The organism is Phycicoccus flavus (genome assembly GCF_004025965.2).
GTDB classification, from domain to species: domain Bacteria; phylum Actinomycetota; class Actinomycetes; order Actinomycetales; family Dermatophilaceae; genus Phycicoccus; species Phycicoccus flavus.
In genome coordinates this window covers 1-21,805 of record NZ_SAYU02000071.1, presented here as the reverse complement: position 1 = coordinate 21,805, position 21,805 = coordinate 1, and the positions used below count along the sequence as shown (strand labels likewise).

Genomic DNA, 21,805 nt, shown 5'->3' with positions numbered 1-21,805 from the left:
TGGCGGAGAAGTACCGCGAGGACCGCCTGAGGTCGTTGGGCTGGCTCGTCGTCCGTGTCACCTGGGCCGACCTCGCCAACCCGGCCCGGATGTTCGCCGCCCTGCGCCGGGCGCTGGCACTGTCGGCGAAGCTCGTCGCCGCCGAGGGCCCCGGCGGATCGACGGCGACGTGGTCGTCCGGTTCCGCGTCGTCGGACGCTCCCGTCGCGACGAGGTCGACGGCGTCCTCCGCCGCACCGGTGGCCGGAGCATCCGACGAGCCGTCGTCACGAGCCGGAGCGGCGCCGCAGCGTCCCGGCGCGTCGGCGTCCTGACCCACGCAGGGCGCAGTCGGGGCCGACACCCGCCACCGCCCGCCTTCCGTAGCGCGGGCCGCAACCGGCGCCGTCGCCATGGTCCGACGCCGCCGGTTCCGACCGCCGACGACCTGACGTGGCCCCGACACCCCGGAACGTCGCCGAGACCCCACTTGCGAAGTGCGCTCCGGCGGACATTTCGGGGTCACCCCGAAATGTCCGCTGCGGGTGGGTGGGGACGGGGGCGGGGGACGGTGGTGAGGGGGTCGGGGTGGGTCCGGGGGGTGTCGGCGGGGCGGATTAGGGTCGGGGACGTGGCCGACCCGTCGACGTACCGCCCGAGGCCGGGCGAGATCCCCACCGACCCCGGCGTCTACCGGTTCCGCGACGCCGAGGGTCGCGTCATCTACGTCGGCAAGGCCAAGAGCCTGCGCTCCCGGCTGTCCTCGTACTTCCAGGACATCTCCGCCCTGCACCACCGGACGGCGTCGATGGTGCGCACCGGCGCCAGCGTCGAGTGGACCGTCGTCACCACCGAGGTCGAGGCCCTCCAGCTCGAGTACGCGTGGATCAAGGAGTTCGACCCGCGCTTCAACGTCAAGTACCGCGACGACAAGTCCTACCCCTACCTCGCGGTGACGATGGGCGAGGAGTACCCCCGGGCCATGGTCATGCGGGGCGCCAAGCGCAAGGGCACCCGCTACTTCGGCCCGTACGCCCACGCCTGGGCCATCCGCGAGACCCTCGACCTCGCCATGCGGGTCTTCCCGATGCGGACCTGCTCCAACGGCGTCTTCAAGCGCGCCGGCCAGGTCGGCCGGCCGTGCCTGCTCGGCTACATCGACAAGTGCAGCGCGCCCTGCGTCGGCCGGGTCGACGCCGGGCACCACCGGGACATCGCCGAGGACTTCTGCGACTTCATGGCCGGGGACACCGCGAAGTTCCTCGGCCGGATGACCCGCGAGATGAAGACCGCCTCCGCCGAGCTCGACTTCGAGCGGGCGGCCCGCATCCGCGACGACATCGGCGCCCTCGAGCGCGTCCTCGAGAAGTCGGCGGTCGTCCTCCCCGACGCCACCGACGCCGACGTCTTCGGCCTCGCCGAGGACGAGCTCGAGGTCGCGGTCCAGCTCTTCCACGTCCGCGGCGGGCGGGTGCGGGGCCAGCGCGGCTGGGTGGCCGAGCGCGACGCCGAGACGACCCCCGAGGTCGTCGAGCACCTCCTCCAGCAGGTCTACGGCGGCGAGTCCAGCGAGGGCGTCCCGCGCGAGGTCCTCGTCCCCGTCGTCCCCGAGGACGCCGACGCCCTCTCGGCCTGGCTCGCCGGCATCCGCGGCTCCCGCGTCGACGTCCGGGTGCCGCAGCGCGGCGACAAGCGGACCCTCATGGAGACCGTCGCCCGCAACGCCACCCAGAGCCTCGCCCGCCACAAGGTGACCCGGGCCGGGGACCTCACGACCCGCAGCCAGGCCCTGGAGCAGCTCCAGGAGGTCCTGGCCCTCGACGACGCGCCGCTGCGCATCGAGTGCTTCGACATCAGCCACATCCAGGGCAGCGAGGTCGTCGGCTCGATGGTCGTCTTCGAGGACGGCCTGCCGCGCAAGTCCGAGTACCGGCGGTTCATCGTCCGCGGCGACGAGACCGGCGCCACCGACGACACCGCCGCCATGCACGAGGTCCTCACCCGGCGCTTCCGCCGCGGCCGCAAGGAGGCCGAGGAGCGCGAGCAGGAGCTCGCCGAGGGCCGCGAGCGCCCCGCCCGCTTCGCCTACCGTCCCAACCTCGTCGTCGTCGACGGCGGCCTGCCCCAGGTCAACGCCGCGGCCCGGGCGCTGGAGGAGGCCGGGGCGGTCGACGTCGCCGTCGTCGGCCTGGCCAAGCGCCTCGAGGAGGTCTGGGTGCCGGGGGAGGAGTTCCCCCTCGTCCTCCCGCGGACCAGCGAGGGGCTCTACCTGCTCCAGCGGCTGCGCGACGAGGCCCACCGGTTCGCCATCACCTTCCATCGCCAGCGTCGCTCCAAGGCGATGACGACGAGTGCCCTCGACACCGTGCCGGGCCTCGGCGAGAAGCGGCGCAAGGCGCTGCTCAAGCGCTTCGGGTCGGTGAAGCGCATCCGGGCGGCCACGGTCGAGGAGCTCGCCGACGTTCCGGGCATCGGGCCTGCGCTGGCCGCCACCGTTGCGGCAGAGTTGGGGCGGACCGACCAGGACATGCCCGCCGTCGACCCCGCCACCGGCGAGGTCGTCGAGGGCTGAGGAGGGACGACCAGTGGCAGACGCACCGGCGACGCCGGCGGACACGAGCAACCGGGCGGACTTCCTCGTCGTCACGGGGATGAGCGGCGCCGGCCGTTCCACGGCGGCCAACGTCCTCGAGGACCACGGCTGGTACGTCGTCGACAACCTGCCACCGCAGCTCATCCCGCAGATGGGCCACCTCGCGACCGAGGCGCGCAACGCCGGCCGCCGCGACCTGCGCATCGCCGCCGTCGTCGACGTCCGGGCCCGTCCGTTCAGCGGGGAGCTGCGCGAGAGCCTGGACACCATCCGCGCCGACGGCTGGCGGCCGCAGCTGATGTTCCTCGACGCCACCGACGAGGCCCTCGTCCGCCGCTTCGAGAGCGTCCGCCGCCCCCACCCGCTGCAGGGCGACGGGCGCCTGCTCGACGGCATCCAGGCCGAGCGCACGATGCTCGGCGACCTGCGCGCCGAGGCCCACGTCGTCATCGACACCTCCGGGCTCAACGTCCACCAGCTGCGGCGGAAGCTCACCCCGATCGTCGGGGTCGCCGGCGGCCCGAGCCTGCGGCTGGCCGTCATGTCCTTCGGCTTCAAGTACGGCGTACCCCTCGACGCCGACTTCGTCTTCGACATGCGCTTCCTGCCCAACCCGTTCTGGGTCCCCGAGCTCCGCTCGCTCACCGGGGTCGACGCCCCGGTGTCCGAGTACGTCCTCGCGCAGGAGGGCGCCGGCAGCTTCCTGGACCGGGTCGTCGGGCTCATGGAGCCGGTGACCGGCGGCTACCGCCGCGAGGGCCGCCGCTACGCGACCATCGCCGTCGGCTGCACCGGGGGCAAGCACCGGTCGGTGGCCGTCGCCCAGGAGCTGTCCGTCCGGCTCCGGGACGACGACGTCGCCACCTTCGTCGTCCACCGGGACCTGGGGCGCGAGTGAGCGGGCCGGTCGTCACCGCGCTGGGCGGCGGGCACGGCCTCTCCGCCACCCTCACCGCGCTGCGCTTCGTCACCGACGAGATCACCGCCGTCGTCACCGTCGCCGACGACGGCGGCTCCAGCGGGCGACTGCGGGACGAGTTCGGCGTGTTGCCCCCCGGCGACCTGCGGATGGCCCTGGCCGCGCTGTGCAGCGACACCGAGTGGGGCCACACCTGGCGGGACGTGCTGCAGCACCGGTTCGCCGGCGACGGACCGCTCGGCGGGCACGCCCTCGGCAACCTCCTCATCGTCGCCCTCTGGGAGCTGCACGAGGACCCCGTCGCCGGGCTCGACCTCGTCGGCCGCCTCCTCCAGGCCAACGGGCGGGTGCTGCCCGCCGCGGCGGCACCCCTCGTCATCGAGGCCGACGTCAGCGGCCTGGACGCCGGCGACCCCACCGCCCGCCGGGTCGTCCGCGGCCAGGCGCAGGTGGCCCGCACCCCCGGGACGGTCGAGGCCGTGCGCCTCGACCCCGCCGACCCGCCCGCCTACCCCGAGTCGGTGGCCGCCATCCGGGCCGCCGACTGGGTCGTCCTCGGGCCCGGGTCGTGGTTCACCTCGGTCACCACCCACCTGCTCGTCCCCGAGGTCCGCGAGGCCTTAGAGGTCACCCGCGCCCGCCGCCTGCTCGTGCTCAACCTCGAGCCCGCCTCGGGCGAGACCGAAGGCTTCGACGCCGCCCGTCACGTGCAGTCGCTGGCCGAGATGGCACCCCGGCTGCGGCTGGACGCCGTGCTCGCCGACCCCGCCGCCGTCGAGGACGAGGGGGCGCTGGCGGAGCAGGCCGCACGCCTCGGAGCCGAGCTCCACCTGAGCCCGGTGTCGCGTCGCGGGGCCCCGGGACAGCACGACCCGCTGCGCTACGCGGCGGCCCTGCGGGACATCCTGTACAGCCCGCGACCCGCCCGCTGACGCGTGGCAGGATGACGGGCTATGGCGATGACGGCGAAGGTGAAGGACGAGCTGAGCAGGCACGTCGTGACCAAGCCCTGTTGCCGCAAGGCGGAGGTCGCGGCCATGCTCCGTTTCGCCGGGGGGCTGCACATCATCGGGGGACGGATCGTCGTCGAGGCCGAGCTCGACACCGGCATCGCGGCCCGGCGCCTGCGGCACGAGCTGGCCGAGGTCTACGGCCACACCGCGGAGGTCCTCGTCCTGTCCGCCGGCGGTCTGCGCAAGGGCAACCGCTACGTCGTGCGGGTCGTCCAGGACGGCGAGGCGCTGGCCCGGCAGACCGGGCTCATCGACAGCCGCGGCCGCCCGGTGCGCGGGCTCCCGGCCAAGGTCGTCAGCGGCTCGGTGTGCGACGCCGAGGCCGCCTGGCGCGGCGCGTTCCTCGCCCACGGGTCGCTGACCGAGCCCGGCCGCTCGTCGGCGCTCGAGGTCACCTGCCCGGGCCCGGAGGCCGCCCTCGCCCTCGTCGGCGCCGCCCGCCGGATGGGCATCCAGTCCAAGGCGCGCGAGGTGCGCGGCGTCGACCGGGTCGTCATCCGCGACGGTGACGCCATCGGGGCGATGCTCACCCGCCTCGGCGCCCACGACGCGGTCATGGCCTGGGAGGAACGGCGGATCCGGCGCGAGGTGCGCGCCACCGCCAACCGGCTCGCGAACTTCGACGACGCCAACCTGCGCCGCTCGGCCCGGGCCGCGGTCGCCGCCGGCGCCCGCGTCGAGCGCGCGCTGGAGATCCTCGCCGAGGACGTCCCCGACCACCTGCGCCAGGCCGGCGAGCTGCGGACCACCCACAAGCAGGCCTCGCTCGAGGAGCTCGGCCAGCTGGCGGACCCGCCGATGACCAAGGACGCCGTGGCCGGCCGGATCCGCCGGCTGCTCGCCATGGCCGACAAGAAGGCCGAGGACGAGGGCATCCCCAACACCGAGGCCGTCCTCACGCCGGACATGCTCGAGGGCTGACCGCTCACCGGACGCCGGTCGGGGGGCTCCGCGCCCGGGGACTAGGGTGTGAGGTGGACCACGTCGCCGCGCAGCGTCGCGCAGCACACCCCCGACTCTGGAAGGCAAGTCACCGTGACCGTTCGCGTAGGGATCAACGGCTTCGGCCGCATCGGACGCAACTTCTTCCGCGCCGTGCAGGCGTCCGGCGCCGACATCGAGATCGTCGCCGCCAACGACCTGATGGACAACACGAGCATCGCGCACCTGCTCAAGTACGACTCGGTGCTCGGTGTCCTCGGCGAGGACGTCTCCGCGACCGAGGACTCGATCACCGTCGGCGGCTCGACCATCAAGGTCTTCGCCGAGCGCAACCCCGCCGACATCGCCTGGGGCGAGGTCGGCGCCGACGTCGTCATCGAGTCCACCGGCATCTTCACCGACGCCACGAAGGCCAAGGCCCACCTCGACGGTGGCGCGAAGAAGGTCGTCATCTCGGCGCCGGCGTCCAACGAGGACGGCACGTTCGTCATGGGCGTCAACGACTCCGACTACGACCCGCAGAACCACCACATCATCAGCAACGCGTCCTGCACGACGAACTGCCTCGCCCCGATGGCCAAGGCCATCCACGACGAGTTCGGCATCGTCAAGGGCCTCATGACGACGGTCCACGCCTACACCCAGGACCAGAACCTCCTCGACGGCCCGCACAAGGACCTCCGCCGCGCCCGCGCCGCCGCCCTGTCGATCATCCCGACGAGCACCGGCGCCGCGAAGGCCATCGGCCTGGTCCTGCCCGACCTCAAGGGCAAGCTCGACGGCTACGCGCTGCGCGTCCCGGTCCCGACCGGCTCGGCCACCGACCTCACGGTCGAGGTCGGCCGCGAGACCTCCGTCGAGGAGGTCAACGCCATCGTCAAGGCGGCCGCCGAGGGCCCGCTCAAGGGCTACCTCCAGTACACCGAGGACCCGATCGTCTCCGCCGACATCGTCACCAACCCGGCGTCGTGCATCTTCGACTCGGGCCTGACCAAGGTCATCGGGAACCAGGTGAAGGTCGTCGGCTGGTACGACAACGAGTGGGGCTACTCCAACCGCCTCGTCGACATCACCGCGCTCGTCGGCTCCTCGCTCTGAGCCGCGGAGCGCACCCGCTGATGGCAGCAGACATCTCGTCCCTCGGCGACCTGCGCGGCCGCACCGTCCTCGTCCGGTCCGACCTCAACGTGCCCCTCGACGGCACGCGGATCACGGACGACGGGCGGGTCCGCGCGTCGGTCCCGACCATCACCCAGCTCTCCGAGGCGGGCGCACGCGTCGTCGTGTGCGCCCACCTCGGGCGGCCCAAGGGCGAGCCGGAGGAGAAGTACAGCCTCCGGCCCGTCGCCGGACGGCTCTCCGAGCTGCTCGGCACGCCCGTGACCTTCGCGGAGGACACCGTCGGCGAGTCCGCCCGCGCGGCGGTCGCCGACATGTCCGACGGCGACGTCGTCCTCCTGGAGAACCTCCGGTTCAACGCCGGGGAGACCGCCAAGGCCGACGAGGACCGCGCGGAGTTCGCCGACGCCCTCGCCGGGCTGGCCGACGCCTACGTCTCCGACGGCTTCGGCGTCGTCCACCGCAAGCAGGCCTCCGTCTACGACGTCGCCACCCGTCTGCCGTCGGCCATGGGCGGGCTCGTCCGGGACGAGGTCGAGGTGCTGCGGCGCCTCACCGAGGACCCCGACCGGCCGTACGCGGTCGTGCTCGGCGGGGCCAAGGTCGCGGACAAGCTCGCCGTCATCGACAACCTCATGGGCACCGCCGACCGGCTGCTCATCGGCGGCGGCATGGTCTTCACCTTCCTCGCCGCGCAGGGCCACGAGATCGGCACCAGCCTGTTCGACGCGGACAGCGTCGAGGCCTGCAAGGGCTACCTGGCCCGGGCCGAGGAGACCGGGGTCGAGATCGTCCTGCCGGTCGACGTCGTCGTCGGCCGGGAGTTCGACGCCGACACCGAGACCGACACCGTCGCGGCCGACGCCATCCCGTCCGACGTCATGGGTCTGGACATCGGCCCGGAGTCCGCACGGCGGTACGCCGACGCGCTCGCCGACGCGCGCACGGTCTTCTGGAACGGGCCGATGGGCGCGTTCGAGATGGCCCCGTTCGCCGCCGGCACGAAGGCCGTCGCGCAGGCCCTCGTCGACGCCACCTCCGCCGGTGCGCTCACCGTCGTCGGCGGCGGCGACTCCGCCGCGGCGGTGCGGCAGCTGGGCTTCGACGACGAGCAGTTCGGCCACATCTCCACCGGCGGCGGCGCCTCCCTCGAGTACCTCGAGGGCAAGGAGCTGCCCGGCATCGCGATCCTCTCGAAGGAGCACTGACATGGCCTCCGGCCGCACCCCGCTCATGGCGGGGAACTGGAAGATGAACCTCGACCACCTGGCGGGCACGCACCTCGTGCAGAAGCTCGACTGGACCCTGCGCGACGGCAAGCACGACTTCGCCGCCGTCGAGGTCGCGGTCCTGCCGCCGTTCACCGACATCCGCAGCGTCCAGACGCTCATCGACGGTGACCGCCTGCAGCTGAAGCACGGCGCCCAGGACCTGTCGGCGCACGACTCCGGGGCGTACACGGGCGAGGTGAGCGGCGCGTTCCTCGCCAAGCTCGGCTGCACCTACGTCGTCGTCGGGCACAGCGAGCGTCGCGAGCACCACGCCGAGGATGACGACGTCGTCAACAGCAAGGTGCAGGCGGCCTACCGGCACGGTCTCACCCCGATCTTCTGCGTCGGCGAGCCGCTGGAGGTCCGCCAGGCGGGCACCCACGTCGAGCACGTCCTCGCGCAGGTCGAGGCCGGGCTCGCCGGGGTCCCGGCCGAGCAGGCCCGCAGCATCGTCGTGGCCTACGAGCCCGTGTGGGCCATCGGCACCGGCGAGGTCGCGACGCCCGAGGACGCCCAGGAGGTGTGCGCGGCCGTCCGCACGAAGTTCGCGGAGCTCTACAGCGGGGACGTCGCCGACGGCATCCGGGTGCTCTACGGCGGCTCGGTGAAGTCCGGCAACGTCGCGGCGATCATGGGCCAGGAGGACGTCGACGGCGCCCTCGTCGGCGGCGCGTCCATCGACCCGGCCGAGTTCGCGGCCATCTGCCGGTACCGGGACCACCTCACGACGTCCTGACCGCGGCGCCGCCGCGCCCGACGGGCTGCGGCGGCGCGGCGCCGGAGCGGTTATCCTGTTCCGGTTGTCCCGACCCCGACCCGTAAGGATCCCCCCGTGGACGCGGTGCGTATCGGCCTCCAGGTCCTCCTGGTCCTCGGCGGCCTGTTCCTGACCCTGCTCGTCCTGCTGCACAAGGGCAAGGGCGGCGGGCTCTCCGACATGTTCGGCGGCGGCATGTCCAGCTCGCTCGGCGGGTCCTCGGTCGCCGAGCGCAACCTCGACCGGATCACGGTCGGCGTGGGCATCGTCTGGTTCACCTGCGTCGTCGGTCTCGGCGTCCTCGAGCGTTTCAGCGCCTGAGAGGGGAACGGACATGGCCGGAGGAAATGCGATCCGTGGCTCGCGCGTCGGAGCGGGCCCCATGGGCGAGGCCGAGCGCGGCGAGTCCGCGCCCCGACGCTTCGTCTCGTTCTGGTGCAGCAACGGGCACGAGACGCGCCCCAGCTTCGCCGAGGAGGCCGGGCTCGTCGTCCCCGAGCAGTGGGACTGCCCGCGGTGCGGCTTCCCCGCCGGGCAGGACCGTGACGCCCCGCCGGCGCCGCCGAAGGTCGAGCCCTACAAGACCCACCTCGCGTACGTGAAGGAGCGCCGTTCCGACGAGGACGGTGCCGCCATCCTCGACGAGGCCCTCGAGAGCCTGCGCGGTCGCGGCCTCATCCAGTGACCGCCTGAGCGCGGCGCACGACCCGACGACCCCGGCCTGTGCGGCCGGGGTCGCGGCGTGTGCCGACGGGCTCGCGGGCCCGGAGGGTCAGCGGCGACCCGAGCGGGCGAGGTGACCGACGACCTGGTCGACCCACCCGGTCTCGCGGTTCATCCAGCGCACGGCGACGAGGGTCCGGACGACGACGGGCACGCCACGGCGCGGCGGCTCGACGGCGAGGTCGGTGCCGAAGGGGTCGGTGCTCATCACCCACCGGTAGCCGTGGCCGACGAGGTGGTCGCCGATGGCCGTCGCGACGACGGTGACGACCTCGGACGCCTCGCCCTCGTCGTCCCGCGCGACGGCGGCGTCCCAGGCGCCGACGACGGTCGCCAGGTCCTCGGGCACGATGCCGTGCGCGTCGTAGCGCAGCCGGGCGGCCTCCAGCCGGGACTCCTCCTCGGCGGACAGCGGCCGGGTGGCGACCTCGTCCACCGGGTCGACGTCGGCCAGGTCGGGCGAGGGTTCTCCGCTGGGGTCGTCGGCGTCGTCGCGGCGGCGGAAGCGGTCCAGGAGTCCCACGGCGCTCAGCCCAGGTCGGACGCGGCGTCCGCGTCGACCAGCCACAGGGTCCGGTCCTCGCCGTGGACGTGCGCGGCCGGCGTCTCGGCGAAGGGCGAGCCGTGCACGCCACGACGGACGGCGTCCGCCTTGTCGGACCCGGCGACGAGGAACCACACCTCGCGCGAGCGCTCGAGGCACTCCCGGGTCAGCGAGACCCGGTCCGGCGGCGGCTTGGGGGACTCGTGCACCGCGACGGTGGGGGTGCCCGTCGTGGCGGCGGCCGGGTGGTGCGGGAAGAGCGAGGCGACGTGACCGTCCGGTCCGACGCCGAGGACCATGACGTCGAAGGCCCCCGTCCCGTGCTCGCGCAGTGCGGCGGCGTAGGAGTCCGCGGCCTCCTCGGCGGACTCCGTGGCGTCCGGTCCCGGGACCCGGTGCACGTGGGCGGGGTCCAGGCCCAGCCCGGCGAGACCGGCGTCGTCGTTCTGGGTGTCGTTGCGGTCGGCGTCCCCGGCGGGCAGGTAGCGCTCGTCGCCCCACCACACGTGGACGGCGCCCCAGTCGACGGCGGAGCGCGCGGGCTCGGCGGCCAGCGAGCGGACGATCTCGGAGCCCATCGACCCGCCGGTGAGCGAGACGTGGGCGGTGCCGCGGGTGTTCTGGGCGTCGACCAGGGCCACGACGAGCCGTGCGGCCGCGGCGTCCGCGAGCGCCTGCTTCGAGGGGTGGACGACGACGGTGGCGTCGGTGTCGGTCACGATCGCTTCTCCTCCATCTCGGCGAGCCGGTCCGCGGCCGCCTGCTGGACGCTCTCGCTGCTCGCGCCGTCCTCCGGCATCGGCAGCTTCTCGACCCGCGCGCTGCTCGACGCGGCGCCGGCCGCGCGCCGCAGCCGCCGGGTGTCCTTCTCCGCCTCGGCGGGGGAGGGGGCGGCGCCGGCCCGGACCGCCTCGGTGGCGCTGCGCCGTCCGCTCCCGACCTCCGGCAGCCCGACGGTCAGCGCGTCCTCGTACACCTCGTCGGGGTCGAGGCGGCGCAGCTCGTCGGCGAGGCACTCGGCGTCGCCGCGGTGCGGGAGGGCGAGGGTGCGGTCGGGCTGGCCCGGCTGCCGCAGCATCGAGGTGCTCCCGTCCTCGGGCCGGACGAGGTCGACCGGTCCGGAGTCGCGCACGAGGCGGACGGAGATGATCCCGGTGCCGCGCCGCGACTGGGCCAGGCGGACCGGGCAGCGCAGCCGCGCCGACAGCCAGCCGGCCAGCAGCTCGCCGGAGGGGGAGTCGGGGGCGGCGACGACCGTGGCCTCGGTGACCGGCTCGAACGGCGCCTGGTCGAGCGCGGCGGTGAGGATCCCCCGCCACAGGGTGACCCGCGACCACGCGAGGTCGGTGTCACCCGGCGCGTAGGCCGAGGCCAGCCGCCCGAGCACCGTGCGCGGCTTGCCGGACGTGCGGGAGGCGTCGGTGATGCGGCGCTGTCCCATCGCGCCGACGGGGTCGGCCGAGGGGTCCTTCGGCGCGTCGGTCGGCCACCAGACGACGATGGGGGAGTCCGCGAGCAGCAGGGGGGTGACGACGGCCCGGCCGTGGCGGGCCAGCGGGCCGTAGAGCCGGAGCACGACGACCTCGGACGCGCCCGCGTCCCCGCCGACCCGGATCTGCCCGTCGAGCCGGGCCGTACCGCGCCGGTTGCCGGTGACGACGACGATGATCCGGCACGGGTGCTGGCGGCTCGCGTCGTTCGCGGTGTCGATGGCCTGCTCGGCCTCCGCCTCGTCGACGACGACGACGAGGGTGAGGACGCGCGAGAGGGCCATCGCCCCGGTGTCCTCGCGCAGCTTGACGAGCCGCTTGGAGACGGCCTGGGTGCTCGTGTTGGGCAGGTCGACAATCACCGGGACCTCCTCCGGGTCTCGGTGGCCGGGTCGGTCGTGGTCACGGGAGCCTCCACTCGCGGCCGTCACGGCGCATGAGCTCGTCGGCCGACGGCGGTCCCCACGTGCCGGCCTCGTACTGGTCGGGGTCGCCGCCCCGGCGGCCCCAGTGCTCCTCGATGGGGTCGAGGATCCGCCAGGAGAGCTCGACCTCCTCGTGCCGGGGGAAGAGCGGCGGCTCGCCGAGGAGGACGTCGAGGATGAGCCGCTCGTAGGCCTCGGGGGAGGACTCGGTGAAGGAGCGGCCGTAGCCGAAGTCCATGCTCACGTCGCGGACCTCCATCTGCGCGCCGGGCACCTTGGCACCGAACCGCAGGGTGACGCCCTCGTCCGGCTGCACCCGGATGACGACGGCGTTCTGGCCGAGCTCCTCGGTGGCGGTGTCGGTGAACGGCAGGTGCGGGGCGCGCCTGAAGACGACGGCGATCTCGGTGACGCGCTTGCCGAGCCGCTTGCCGGTGCGCAGGTAGAAGGGCACCCCGGCCCAGCGGCGGGTGTCGACGTCGAGGCGCACGGCGGCGTAGGTCTCGGTGCCCGACCCGGCGGCGACGCCGTCCTCCTCGAGGTAGCCGACGACCTCCTCGCCGCCCTGCCACCCGGCGGCGTACTGGCCGCGCGCGGTGCCGGTGGACAGGTCCTCGGGCAGCCGGACCGCGGAGAGCACCTTCTCCTTCTCGAGCCGCAGGTGGTGGGCGTCGAAGGAGACCGGCTCCTCCATGGCGGTGAGGGCCATGAGCTGGAGCAGGTGGTTCTGGATGACGTCCCGGGCCGCCCCGATGCCGTCGTAGTAGCCGGCCCGGCCGCCGATGCCGATGTCCTCGGCCATCGTAATCTGCACGTGGTCGACGTAGCGGTTGTTCCACACCGGCTCGAACATCATGTTCGCGAAGCGGACGGCGAGGATGTTCTGCACCGTCTCCTTGCCGAGGTAGTGGTCGATGCGGAACACGGCGTCGGCCGGGAAGACGCTGCCGACGATGTCGTTGAGCTCGCGGGCCGACTCCAGGTCGTGCCCGAACGGCTTCTCGATGACGACCCGCCGCCACGACCCCTCGCTCGGCGTCGACAGCCCGGAGCGCTCCAGCTGCTGGCAGACGGTCGCGAAGGACCCGGGCGGGATCGAGAGGTAGAAGGCGACGTTGCCGCCGGTGCCCCGCTGCTCCTCGAGGTCGGCGACGGTGGCGGCGAGCAGGTCGAACGCGGCGTCGTCGTCGAAGGCGCCCGGGACGAACCGGATGCCCTCGGCCAGGGTGCGCCAGACGTCCTCGCGGAACGGGGTGCGGGCGTGCTCCTTGACCGACTCGTACACGATCTTGCCGAAGTCCTGGTCCTCCCAGTCCCGGCGGGCGAAGCCGACGAGCGAGAAGCCCGGCGGCAGCAGCCCGCGGTTGGCGAGGTCGTAGACGGCGGGCATGAGCTTCTTGCGGGCGAGGTCGCCGGTGACCCCGAACATCACCATCGAGCACGGCCCCGCGATCCGCGGGAGGCGCTTGTCCCGGGGATCGCGGAGCGGGTTGTGGTCGGCGGTGACGCGGGCCGGGGTCATGCCCCGCCCTGGCCGAGGAGGGAACGCACCCGGGCCAGCCCGGCGTCGTGGTCGGTGAGGTGCAGCCGGAGCACCGGGCGCCCGTGCTCGGCGAGGACCTGGGCGTCCCCGGCGGCCTGGGCGGCGATGAACTGGCCGAAGGTGAAGTCCCGGCCGGGCACCTCGAGGTCCTGCGCGGGGGCGGTGGTCACCTGCACGTAGACGCCCGTGCCCGGGCCGCCCTTGTGGTACTGGCCCGTGGAGTGCAGGAAGCGCGGGCCCCAGCCGAAGGTCACCGGCCGGCCGGTCCGCTCGAAGAGGTCGCGGGCGACGTTCTCGAGGTCGGCGTCGTGCTCGCGGTCGAGGTAGGCCATGACGGCGACGTACCCGTGCTGCTCGTCGAGCTGCGCGAGGAGGCCGTCGAGCGCGGTCTCCAGGGTGTGGGTGCCGGAGAGCCAGTCGCCGCCGAGCGCCCGGACCTCGACCTCGCCGTCGGTGAAGGCCGGCGGGTCGGAGTCGTCGATGCCCTGGCCGAGGAGGTCACGGGCCGCGGACTTCGCGCTCTCGACGTCGGGCTGGTCGAACGGGTTGATGCCGAGCAGGCGGCCGGCGACCGCGGTCGCGGCCTCCCACAGCAGCATCTGCGCCCCGAGGGGGCCGGCGACGGTGACGAGCGACGCCGCGCTCGGACCACCGTCGTCCTCGTCCTCGGCGTCGCTGGCGACGAGCCGGACGACGGTGCCGTCGTCGTAGAGGTGCGCGGGCTCGGACCCCACCGCGACGACGGGCAGGATGCCGGTGCCCTCCTTGCCGGTGGACTCGGCGATGAGCTGCTCGGCCCAGGCCGCGAACCCGACGTTCTCGGTGCCGGCGTCGACGAGCACGAGCTTGTCGCGCAGCGGGTCGGTGCCCGCCATCGCCGCCCCGAGGCGCAGCGCGGGGTTGCCCTCGTCGTCGGCGGCGAGGACGTCGGCGACGGTCTCGGCGTCGTCGAGCAGGGCCTCGACGTCCGCCCCGGCGAGCCCGCTCGGGACGAGCCCGAAGGCGGTGAGCGCCGAGTAGCGCCCGCCGACGGCCGGGTCGGCGTTGACCACCCGGAAGCCGTCACCACGGGCCTGCTGCTCCAGCGGGCTGCCCGGGTCGGTGACGACGACCATGCGGGTCGTCGGGTCGATCCCGGCCTCGCGGAAGGCGTGCTCGAAGGCGCGGCGCTGGCTGTCGGTCTCGACCGTCGACCCGGACTTGCTCGACACGACGACGACCGTGCGGCCCAGGTCGGTGAGCGCGCCGCGGACGACATCGGGGTCGGAGGAGTCGAGGACGACGAGGTGCACGCCGGCGGTGGCGCAGATGACCTCGGGAGCGAGCGACGAGCCGCCCATCCCGCAGAGGACGACGCGGTCGTAGCCCGCCTCCTCGAGCTCGGCTCGCAGGGCCGCGATCTCGCCGACGAGGGGGCGCGAGCTGCGGGGGAGCCCGGTCCAGGAGAGGCGCTTGGACGCCTCGTCCTCGGCGGCCTCGCCCCACAGGGTGTGGTCCTGCGCGAACAGGCGGCTCGCGACCCGGTCCCCGACGAGGGTCGGGACGTGCGCGGCGACCGCGTCGGCCGCCGCGCCGGTGGCGGAGACGTCCAGCGTGGTCACGCGTTCGCCTTCTCCAGCTCGCGGGTCACACCGTCCAGCAGGTCGCCCCAGGACTTCTCGAACTTCTCGACGCCCTCGCGCTCGAGCTGGTCGACGACGTCGGAGTAGGAGATGCCGAGCCGCTCGAGGGTGTCGAGCACCTCCGCGGCGTCGGCGTACTCGCCGGTGACGGTGTCGCCGGTGATCTCGGCGTGGTCGGCCGTGGCGTCCAGCGTCGCCTCGGGCATCGTGTTGACCGTCTCCGGCGCCACGAGCTCGGTGACGTACATCGTGTCCGGGTAGTCGGGGTCCTTGACGCCGGTGGAGGCCCACAGGGGGCGCTGCTTGTGCGCCCCGGCGGAGGCGAGGGAGGCCCAGCGCGGGGTGGCGAAGACCTCCTCGAAGGCCTGGTAGGCGAGGCGCGCGTTGGCGATCCCGGCCTTGCCGCGGACGGCCTTGGCCTCGTCGGTGCCGAGCTCGTCGAGCCGGCCGTCGACCTCGGAGTCCACGCGGGAGACGAAGAACGACGCCACCGACCGGATGCCGGAGAGGTCCTTGCCGTGCTCGCGGGCCTGCTCGAGGCCGGTGAGGAAGGCGTTCATCACCGCGCGGTAGCGGTCGAGGGAGAAGATCAGCGTGACGTTGACCGAGATGCCCTCGGCGAGCACCTGCGAGATCGCGGGCAGGCCCTCGACCGTCGCGGGGATCTTGATGAAGACGTTCGGCTGGTCGACCTCGGCCGCGAGGGCCTTGGCCTCCGCCACGGTCTTCGCGGTGTCGTGGGCCAGGCGCGGGTCGACCTCGATCGAGACCCGTCCGTCCTCGCCGTCGGTGCGCTCGTAGACCGGCTTCATGATCTCGCAGGCGTCGTGGACGTCCTTGGTCGTCAGCGCGAAGACGGCCTCGTCGACGCTCTTGCCCTCGCGGGAGAGCGCCTCGACCTGCTCGTCGTAGGCGTCCCCCTCGGAGAGGGCCTTCTGGAAGATCGAGGGGTTGGTCGTCACACCGACGACCCCGCGGTCGTCGATGAGCTCCTGGAGGTTGCCGGAACGGATGCGCTCGCGGGACAGGTCGTCGAGCCAGACGGAGACGCCGTTGGCGGCGAGGTCCTGGAGGGGCTTCGGTGTGCTCATGTCGCTACTCACTCTCCTGCCGAGGCCTTCTGGCTCGGCGTCTTCTGGTCGCCCGCGGCGCGGGAGGCCTTGGCCCGCGGGGCGGTGTCGGTGACGGCAGGGACCCCGGTGCCCTTGCGGGCCGCCTTGAGCGAGTCCTTGGCCGCCTTGACGACGGCCTCGGGGGTGAACCCGAACTCGCGGTACAGCGTCGCCTGGTCCGCGGAGGCCCCGAAGTGCTCGAGGCTGATGCAGCGCCCGGCGTCGCCGACGAGGTCGTGCCACCCCATGGACACCCCTGCCTCGATGCTGACGCGGGCGGTGACCTCGGGGGGCAGGACCTTGTGCTGGTAGGAGCGCGGCTGCTCCTCGAACCATTCCCGGCACGGCATGGAGACCACGCGGGTGGGGATGCGGGCGGCCTCGAGCTTGTCCCGGGCGGCCAGCGCGATCGCGACCTCCGAACCGGTCGCGATGAGGACGACCTCGGGCGTGGCGTCGTGGTCCTTGCCGGCCTCGGCGAGGACGTAGGCGCCCTTGCGGACCCCGGAGGCCTTGCCGTACTCGGACCGGTCGACGATGCGCAGCGGCTGGCGGGACAGGGCCAGGCCGGCGGTGCGGCGGCGGCGGAGGATCTCGGCCCACGCCTCCGTCGTTTCGTTGGCGTCGGCCGGGCGGACGACGTCGAGCTGCGGGATGGCCCGCAGCGCGGCGAGGTGCTCGACCGGCTGGTGGGTGGGCCCGTCCTCGCCGAGGCCGATGGAGTCGTGCGTCCACACGAACGTCACCGGCAGCTCCTGGAGGGCCGCGAGGCGGACGGCCGGGCGCATGTAGTCGGAGAAGACGAGGAAGGTGCCGCCGTAGGGGAGGGTGAGGCCCTCGAGGGCGATCCCGTTGAGGATCATGCCCATGGCGTTCTCGCGGATGCCGAAGTGCAGGGTGCGCCCGTACGGGCCGCCCTTCCACTCGGCGGTCTGCTTGCCGGTGGGGACGAAGGACTGCACGCCCTCCATCGTCGTGTTGTTCGACTCGGCGAGGTCGGCCGAGCCGCCCCACAGCTCCGGCATCCGCTCGCCGAGGGCGCCGAGCACCTTGCCCGAGGCCGCCCGGGTGGCGATGCCCTTGTCGTCGGCGTCCCAGGTGGGCAGGCCGCGGGCGAAGCCGGAGGGCAGCTCGCCGGCCACGAGGCGGTCGAGGAGGGCGGCGGTCTCCGGGTTGCCCTTGCGCCACGCCTTGTAGCCCTTGTCCCACTCGCGGTGGGCGGCCTTGCCGCGCTTCTTCACCTCGCGGGCGTGGGTGAGGACCGCCTTGTCGACCTGGAAGGTCTTCTCGGGGTCGAAGCCCAGCAGCTCCTTGGTCGCCTTGACCTCGTCCTCGCCGAGGGCGGAGCCGTGGGCCTTGCCGGTGCCGCGGGCCGACGGCGCCGGCCAGGCGATGACGGTGTGCAGCCGCACGAGGGTCGGACGCTTGCCCGGGCGGCGGCTCTTCTCCAGCGCGGCGAGCAGGGCGTCGACGTCCTCGGTGTACTCCGGGGTGCCGGCGGGGTCGTCCGAGCGGCGCCAGTCGACGTCGACGACGTCCCAGCCGTAGGCCTCGAAGCGCTGGCCGACGTCCTCGCTGAAGGAGATGTCGGTGTCGTCCTCGATGGAGATCTGGTTCGCGTCGTAGACGACGGTGAGGTTGTCGAGCTCCTGGTGGCCGGCGAGCGAGCAGGCCTCGGAGGCGACGCCCTCCATCATGTCGCCGTCGGAGGCGAGCACCCAGACGTGGTGGTCGAACGGGCTCTGGCCGGCCTTGGCGTCCGGGTCGAGCATGCCGCGCTGGCGGCGCTGGGCCATCGCCATGCCGACGGCGGACGCGAGACCGGAGCCGAGCGGGCCGGTCGTGATCTCGACGCCCTTGGTGTGGTGGACCTCGGGGTGGCCCGGCGTCAGCGAGCCCCAGGTGCGCAGCGCCTTGAGGTCGGACAGCTCGAGGCCGTAGCCCGAGAGGTAGAGCTGGATGTACTGGGTGAGCGAGGAGTGCCCGCAGGAGAGGACGAAGCGGTCGCGGCCGAGCCAGGCCGGGTCGGCCGGGTCGTGGCGCATCACCTGCTGGTAGAGCAGGTAGGCCACCGGCGCCAGGCTCATCGCGGTGCCCGGGTGGCCGTTGCCCTTGTGCTGGACGGCGTCGGCGGCCAGGGCCCGGACGGTGTCCACGGCGCGGACGTCGAGGTCGGTCCACTTCGCCTTCTTCGCGACCGGGCGGGTGAGGTCCGAGGACCGGCCGGCGAGGGGGGAGTCGGTGCGCGTACGGGTCGTGGTGCTCAAGAGAACCTCTCTTCGGGGGGACGTTCGGTCAACGTCGCCACCGGCGGTGAGGCGCCGTGTGACGCTACTGACACCCACCCTAGTCCCGCAGCGGTGCTCGCCGTCGAGGCCGGTCGGCGGCCCCTTCCGGGGGGACGGATAGAATCGCCGGGCACCACCGACGGAGACCTCGAAGGACGACGTGGCCACCACCCCCGTGACGACCGCACCCGCGGCTGCGCCCGCGCGCCGGAACCGGGTCGCCGCCTTCGTCGCGCTCACCAAGCCGCGGATCATCGAGCTCCTGCTCGTCACCACGGTGCCGGTGATGTTCCTCGCCGCGCGCGGGGTCCCGTCGCTGCGACTGGTCCTCGTCACCCTCGTCGGCGGCATCCTCAGCGCCGGCGCGGCGAACACCTTCAACTCGGTCTACGACCGCGACATCGACCGCCTCATGCACCGCACGAGCAGCCGGCCGATGGTCACGGGCGAGGTCACCGTCCGTGAGGCGCTCGTCTTTGGCGCGGTGCTCACCGTGGGCTCGACGGTGTGGTTCGCCACGCTCGTCAACGTCCTGTCGGCGGTGCTGTCGCTGCTCGCCGTCGCGCTCTACGCCGTCGGCTACACGATGCTGCTGAAGCGCCGCACCGAGCAGAACATCGTGTGGGGCGGGGTCGCCGGGTGCATGCCGACGCTCATCGGCTGGTCGGCGGTCACCGGGTCCGTCGGCTGGCCCGCGCTCGTGCTCTTCCTCGTCGTCTTCTTCTGGACCCCGCCGCACTACTGGCCGCTGTCGATGGCGTTCCGCGACGACTACGCCTCGGCCGAGGTGCCGATGCTGCCGGTGCGGCGCGGTCCGGTCGCCGTGGGCCGCCAGGTCGTCGCCTACTCCTGGGTCATGGTCGCGGCCTCGCTGCTGCTCGTGCCGGTCGCCGGGATGGGTTGGCTCTACGCCGGGGCGGCGGCCCTCTCCGGTGCCGTGTTCCTCCTCGAGGCGCACCGCCTGCTGGGTGCCGCCCGGGCGGGCCGCTCCGGGCTGGCACTGAAGCCGATGCGCCTCTTCCACTACTCGATCACCTACGTGACCGTCGTCTTCCTCGCCGTCGCGCTCGACCCCCTGCTGCACCTCCCGCTCGGCTGAGCACGCACCGGCCGCGCCGGGGCGGCGGCAGCGGGCGCCGTCGCGTGGCCGGGGACCGCGGTGCCTCGTGCGGCACGGCGACCGTCGCCTCGCCGGTCGGGAGGTCCCGGCCCCGGCGGAAGGGCCCGACGAGGACGAGCAGCGAGGTCAGCAGCTGCAGGGCGGCCATGACGAGGATCGTCGGGCGCAGCCCGAGGGTGCCCCCGAGCCCACCCGCGACGAGACCGGCGAGCGGCATCGTGCCGAAGACGAGGACCGCCGACGCCGACGAGGTCCGGCCGAGCAGGTGCTCGGGGACGTAGCGCTGGCGGAACGCCGACCGGACGACGTTGGCGCCGACCACCCCGACGCCGACGAGTGCGACGCCGAGGGGGACGAGGAACGCGGCGGCTCCGGGCCCGGCGGCGGGGACGAGCAGCGCCGCCGGACCGGCCAGCAGCTGGAGCCACCGCAGCGCCCGGGCGTTCCCGGACCGGGCCGCGAGCCGGGCGGCGACGAGCGACCCGACGAGCCCGCCGGCGCTGCCGAGCGCGAGCAGCAGGCCGACCCGGCCGGGGCCCACCCCGAGGTCGCGGACGAGGAAGAGGACGAGCAGGGTCTGGTAGCCGGTGAGCGCGAAGTTCGACAGCGCCCCCTGCGCGGCGAAGAAGCGCAGGAAGGGGTCGCGCGCCACGACGCGCACACCGTCCGCGACCTCCCGGCGCAGGGCGGTGCGGGGCGGGGCGTCGGCGCGCGGGCGCAGCCGCGCCGGGTCCATCCGGGCCAGGAACAGGGCGGAGACGAGGTAGCTCACGGTGTCGACGGCGACGGCCAGGGCGCCCCCGACCGCGCGGACCAGCAGCCCGCCGAGACCCGGGCCGGCGACCTGCATGGCGGCCTCGGTGCCGAAGAGCCGGCCGTTGGCGACGTCGAGGTCCTCGGGGCGCACGACCCGGGGGACGAAGGCGCCGTAGGCCGTCCGGAAGAACACGGCGCAGGTGCCGGAGGCGAGGGCCGCGAGGACGAGCTGGGGCAGGGTGAGGCCGCCGAGCAGCCAGGCCACCGGGACCGACCCGACGGCCAGGGCGGCGGCGAGGTCGGCGGCGATCATGACCCGGCGGGCGTCGAGGCGGTCGACCCAGGCGCCCGCGGGCAGGCCGACGACGAGGTAGGGGAGCCAGGCCGCCGCCGTGAGGAGGCCCATCCAGCCGGGTCCCGCGTCGAAGGCGGTGACGGCGAGCAGGGGCAGGACGACGGCGGTGGTCATCGTGCCGAGCGCGCTCACGCCCTCGCCGGTCCACAGCAGCCGGAACTCGCGGTTCGCGGCCAGGGGAGGGGTCGCCGCCGGGCCGCTCACGGCTGGCACGGGAACCCCCGGGAGAAGACGAGCACCGGCTCGCGGTCGACGTCGTCGTCCGGCAGGTCGCGGTCGGACCAGCGGGCGAAGACGGCCATGACCTCCTCGGCGACCTCGCGCAGCTCGTCGGGCGAGACCCGCAGCCAGGTCTGGGTGGCGTACGCGGCGTCGTCCCACTCGGGGTCGGTGCCCGAGTTCGACAGCCAGGCGGTCACCCGCTCGATCTGACGCCGCAGGCCCAGCGCCTCGGCCTCCCGGGCGGCGGTGACGGCGGCGGGGTCGTCGGCGAGGTCCAGGCTGTTCCACCGGGTGCCCCGGTTGGCGAGCCGCCACCACCGCTCACGGCGGTCGCGGGCGAGCTCGGGGGCCTCCTCGACGAGACCGGCGGCGGCGAGCACCTTGAGGTGGTGGCTCGCGTTGCCCACCGCCTGGCCGGTGCGGGAGGCGAGCATCGACGCCGTCGACGGCCCGTCGACCTTGAGCGCGTCCATCATCCGGGCCCGGAAGGGGTGGGCCAGGGCGGCGAGCGGGGCGGCGTCGCGCAGGGTGCGGATCTCCGGTCTCGTCATGGCCCCACCGTAGAGACACAACACACGTTGCACAAGCGTTCTTGTGTATAGGTGCAGGCGGCACCTCGGACGGTGACGGGGCAGAGGCAGGTCGCCGGGAGCGTCCTCGGCGACGAGGGGAGTCGACCGTTCCGGTCAGGCGTCGACGGGGGCGGGCTCCGCGCGCTGCTCCGCGGCCGGGGCGTCCGCGGGCTCGGGCCGCCGGGCGGCCGCGGCCAGCCAGGTGGCGGAGGCCACGAGGGCGCCGGCACCGACGAGGTGGATCGCGACGAGCCCGATGGGCAGGCCGGTCCAGTACTGGACGAGGCCGACGGCGCCCTGGGCCAGCTCGACCCCGAGCACGAGCGCGGCCGGGCCGCGCAGCGACGTCCGCCGCGCGAGCCACAGCACGGCCGCCGTCACGGCGACGAGGGCGTAGACGGAGGCGGCGTGCACGTGGCTCCACAGCTGCGGGTCCAGGC

19 protein-coding genes and 2 pseudogenes are annotated in these 21,805 nt (G+C 73.9%); 11 read left to right on the top strand and 10 right to left on the bottom strand.

Features of this window, described 5'->3' with window-relative positions:
- The 10 genes and pseudogenes from EPD83_RS16810 to EPD83_RS16765 form a co-directional block, all read left to right on the top strand.
- Positions 1–314 (top strand): annotated as a pseudogene (locus EPD83_RS16810) (hypothetical protein); the annotation flags it as partial.
- A gap of 296 nt (positions 315–610) precedes the next feature.
- Positions 611–2,551 carry an excinuclease ABC subunit UvrC gene (gene uvrC / locus EPD83_RS16805; protein ID WP_128365846.1) on the top strand — a complete coding sequence of 647 codons (1,941 nt, stop codon included), beginning with the start codon at positions 611–613 and terminating at the stop codon, positions 2,549–2,551.
- Positions 2,552–2,564: 13 nt separating this feature from the next.
- Complete coding sequence (rapZ, locus tag EPD83_RS16800) at positions 2,565–3,470, top strand: RNase adapter RapZ (protein WP_407676034.1); 906 nt, start codon at positions 2,565–2,567, stop codon at positions 3,468–3,470.
- Positions 3,467–4,423, top strand: coding sequence for a gluconeogenesis factor YvcK family protein (locus tag EPD83_RS16795; protein WP_128366715.1), 957 nt, complete (start codon positions 3,467–3,469; stop codon positions 4,421–4,423). Before rapZ ends, EPD83_RS16795 begins: the two co-directional genes overlap by 4 nt.
- Before the next feature lie 21 nt (positions 4,424–4,444).
- Positions 4,445–5,425, top strand: a complete 981-nt coding sequence (gene whiA, locus EPD83_RS16790) for a DNA-binding protein WhiA (RefSeq protein WP_128366714.1) — start codon at positions 4,445–4,447, stop codon at positions 5,423–5,425.
- A gap of 114 nt (positions 5,426–5,539) precedes the next feature.
- On the top strand, positions 5,540–6,544 hold the full coding sequence (gap, locus tag EPD83_RS16785) for a type I glyceraldehyde-3-phosphate dehydrogenase (RefSeq protein ID WP_128366713.1): 1,005 nt from the start codon (positions 5,540–5,542) through the stop codon (positions 6,542–6,544).
- Between the two features lie 20 nt (positions 6,545–6,564).
- Positions 6,565–7,773 (top strand): phosphoglycerate kinase, encoded by a 1,209-nt coding sequence (locus EPD83_RS16780; RefSeq protein ID WP_128366712.1) that lies wholly within the window; start codon positions 6,565–6,567, stop codon positions 7,771–7,773.
- A 1-nt stretch (position 7,774) separates the two neighbouring features.
- Positions 7,775–8,572 carry a triose-phosphate isomerase gene (gene tpiA, locus EPD83_RS16775; protein WP_128366711.1) on the top strand — a complete coding sequence of 266 codons (798 nt, stop codon included), beginning with the start codon at positions 7,775–7,777 and terminating at the stop codon, positions 8,570–8,572.
- Positions 8,573–8,668: 96 nt separating this feature from the next.
- The gene (secG, locus tag EPD83_RS16770; RefSeq protein WP_128366884.1) at positions 8,669–8,914 is read left to right on the top strand and encodes a preprotein translocase subunit SecG; all 246 of its coding nucleotides are present in this window, start codon (positions 8,669–8,671) and stop codon (positions 8,912–8,914) included.
- A gap of 13 nt (positions 8,915–8,927) precedes the next feature.
- On the top strand, positions 8,928–9,278 hold the full coding sequence (locus EPD83_RS16765; RefSeq protein ID WP_128366883.1) for an RNA polymerase-binding protein RbpA: 351 nt from the start codon (positions 8,928–8,930) through the stop codon (positions 9,276–9,278).
- Positions 9,279–9,365: 87 nt separating this feature from the next.
- On the opposite strand, the gene EPD83_RS16760 is transcribed toward EPD83_RS16765, so the two are convergent.
- Genes EPD83_RS16760 through tkt form a run of 7 tightly spaced genes read right to left on the bottom strand, consistent with a single transcriptional unit; the run spans position 9,366 to position 18,319 of the window.
- A complete protein-coding gene (locus EPD83_RS16760) occupies positions 9,366–9,839 on the bottom strand; it encodes a hypothetical protein (RefSeq protein WP_128366882.1) in 474 nt (157 codons plus the stop codon).
- A 5-nt stretch (positions 9,840–9,844) separates the two neighbouring features.
- Positions 9,845–10,579 carry a 6-phosphogluconolactonase gene (pgl, locus tag EPD83_RS16755; protein ID WP_128366881.1) on the bottom strand — a complete coding sequence of 245 codons (735 nt, stop codon included), beginning with the start codon at positions 10,577–10,579 and terminating at the stop codon, positions 9,845–9,847.
- Positions 10,576–11,712, bottom strand: a complete 1,137-nt coding sequence (locus EPD83_RS16750) for a glucose-6-phosphate dehydrogenase assembly protein OpcA (RefSeq protein WP_128366880.1) — start codon at positions 11,710–11,712, stop codon at positions 10,576–10,578. Before EPD83_RS16750 ends, pgl begins: the two co-directional genes overlap by 4 nt.
- Positions 11,713–11,752: 40 nt before the next feature.
- A complete protein-coding gene (zwf, locus tag EPD83_RS16745) occupies positions 11,753–13,297 on the bottom strand; it encodes a glucose-6-phosphate dehydrogenase (RefSeq protein WP_128366879.1) in 1,545 nt (514 codons plus the stop codon).
- A complete protein-coding gene (locus EPD83_RS16740; protein WP_165566895.1) occupies positions 13,294–14,919 on the bottom strand; it encodes a glucose-6-phosphate isomerase in 1,626 nt (541 codons plus the stop codon). Before EPD83_RS16740 ends, zwf begins: the two co-directional genes overlap by 4 nt.
- Positions 14,916–16,031 (bottom strand): transaldolase, encoded by a 1,116-nt coding sequence (tal, locus tag EPD83_RS16735; protein ID WP_128368246.1) that lies wholly within the window; start codon positions 16,029–16,031, stop codon positions 14,916–14,918. The genes EPD83_RS16740 and tal overlap by 4 nt, the downstream gene beginning before the upstream one ends.
- 8 nt (positions 16,032–16,039) lie before the next feature.
- Positions 16,040–18,319 (bottom strand): transketolase, encoded by a 2,280-nt coding sequence (tkt, locus tag EPD83_RS16730; protein ID WP_205859571.1) that lies wholly within the window; start codon positions 18,317–18,319, stop codon positions 16,040–16,042.
- 181 nt (positions 18,320–18,500) lie between these two features.
- Here tkt and EPD83_RS16725 point away from each other — a divergent pair, with 181 nt between their 5' ends.
- Positions 18,501–19,439 carry a heme o synthase gene (locus EPD83_RS16725; RefSeq protein ID WP_128366390.1) on the top strand — a complete coding sequence of 313 codons (939 nt, stop codon included), beginning with the start codon at positions 18,501–18,503 and terminating at the stop codon, positions 19,437–19,439.
- Here EPD83_RS16725 and EPD83_RS16720 read toward each other — a convergent pair.
- From EPD83_RS16720 to EPD83_RS16710, 3 genes and pseudogenes are all read right to left on the bottom strand, one after another.
- Complete coding sequence (locus EPD83_RS16720) at positions 19,372–20,775, bottom strand: MFS transporter (RefSeq protein WP_205859570.1); 1,404 nt, start codon at positions 20,773–20,775, stop codon at positions 19,372–19,374. The genes EPD83_RS16725 and EPD83_RS16720 overlap by 68 nt on opposite strands.
- Entirely contained in the window at positions 20,772–21,344 is a 573-nt protein-coding gene (locus EPD83_RS16715; RefSeq protein WP_128366392.1) for a winged helix-turn-helix domain-containing protein, read from the bottom strand. Before EPD83_RS16715 ends, EPD83_RS16720 begins: the two co-directional genes overlap by 4 nt.
- A gap of 135 nt (positions 21,345–21,479) precedes the next feature.
- Positions 21,480–21,805, bottom strand: a pseudogene (locus EPD83_RS16710) (COX15/CtaA family protein); the annotation flags it as partial.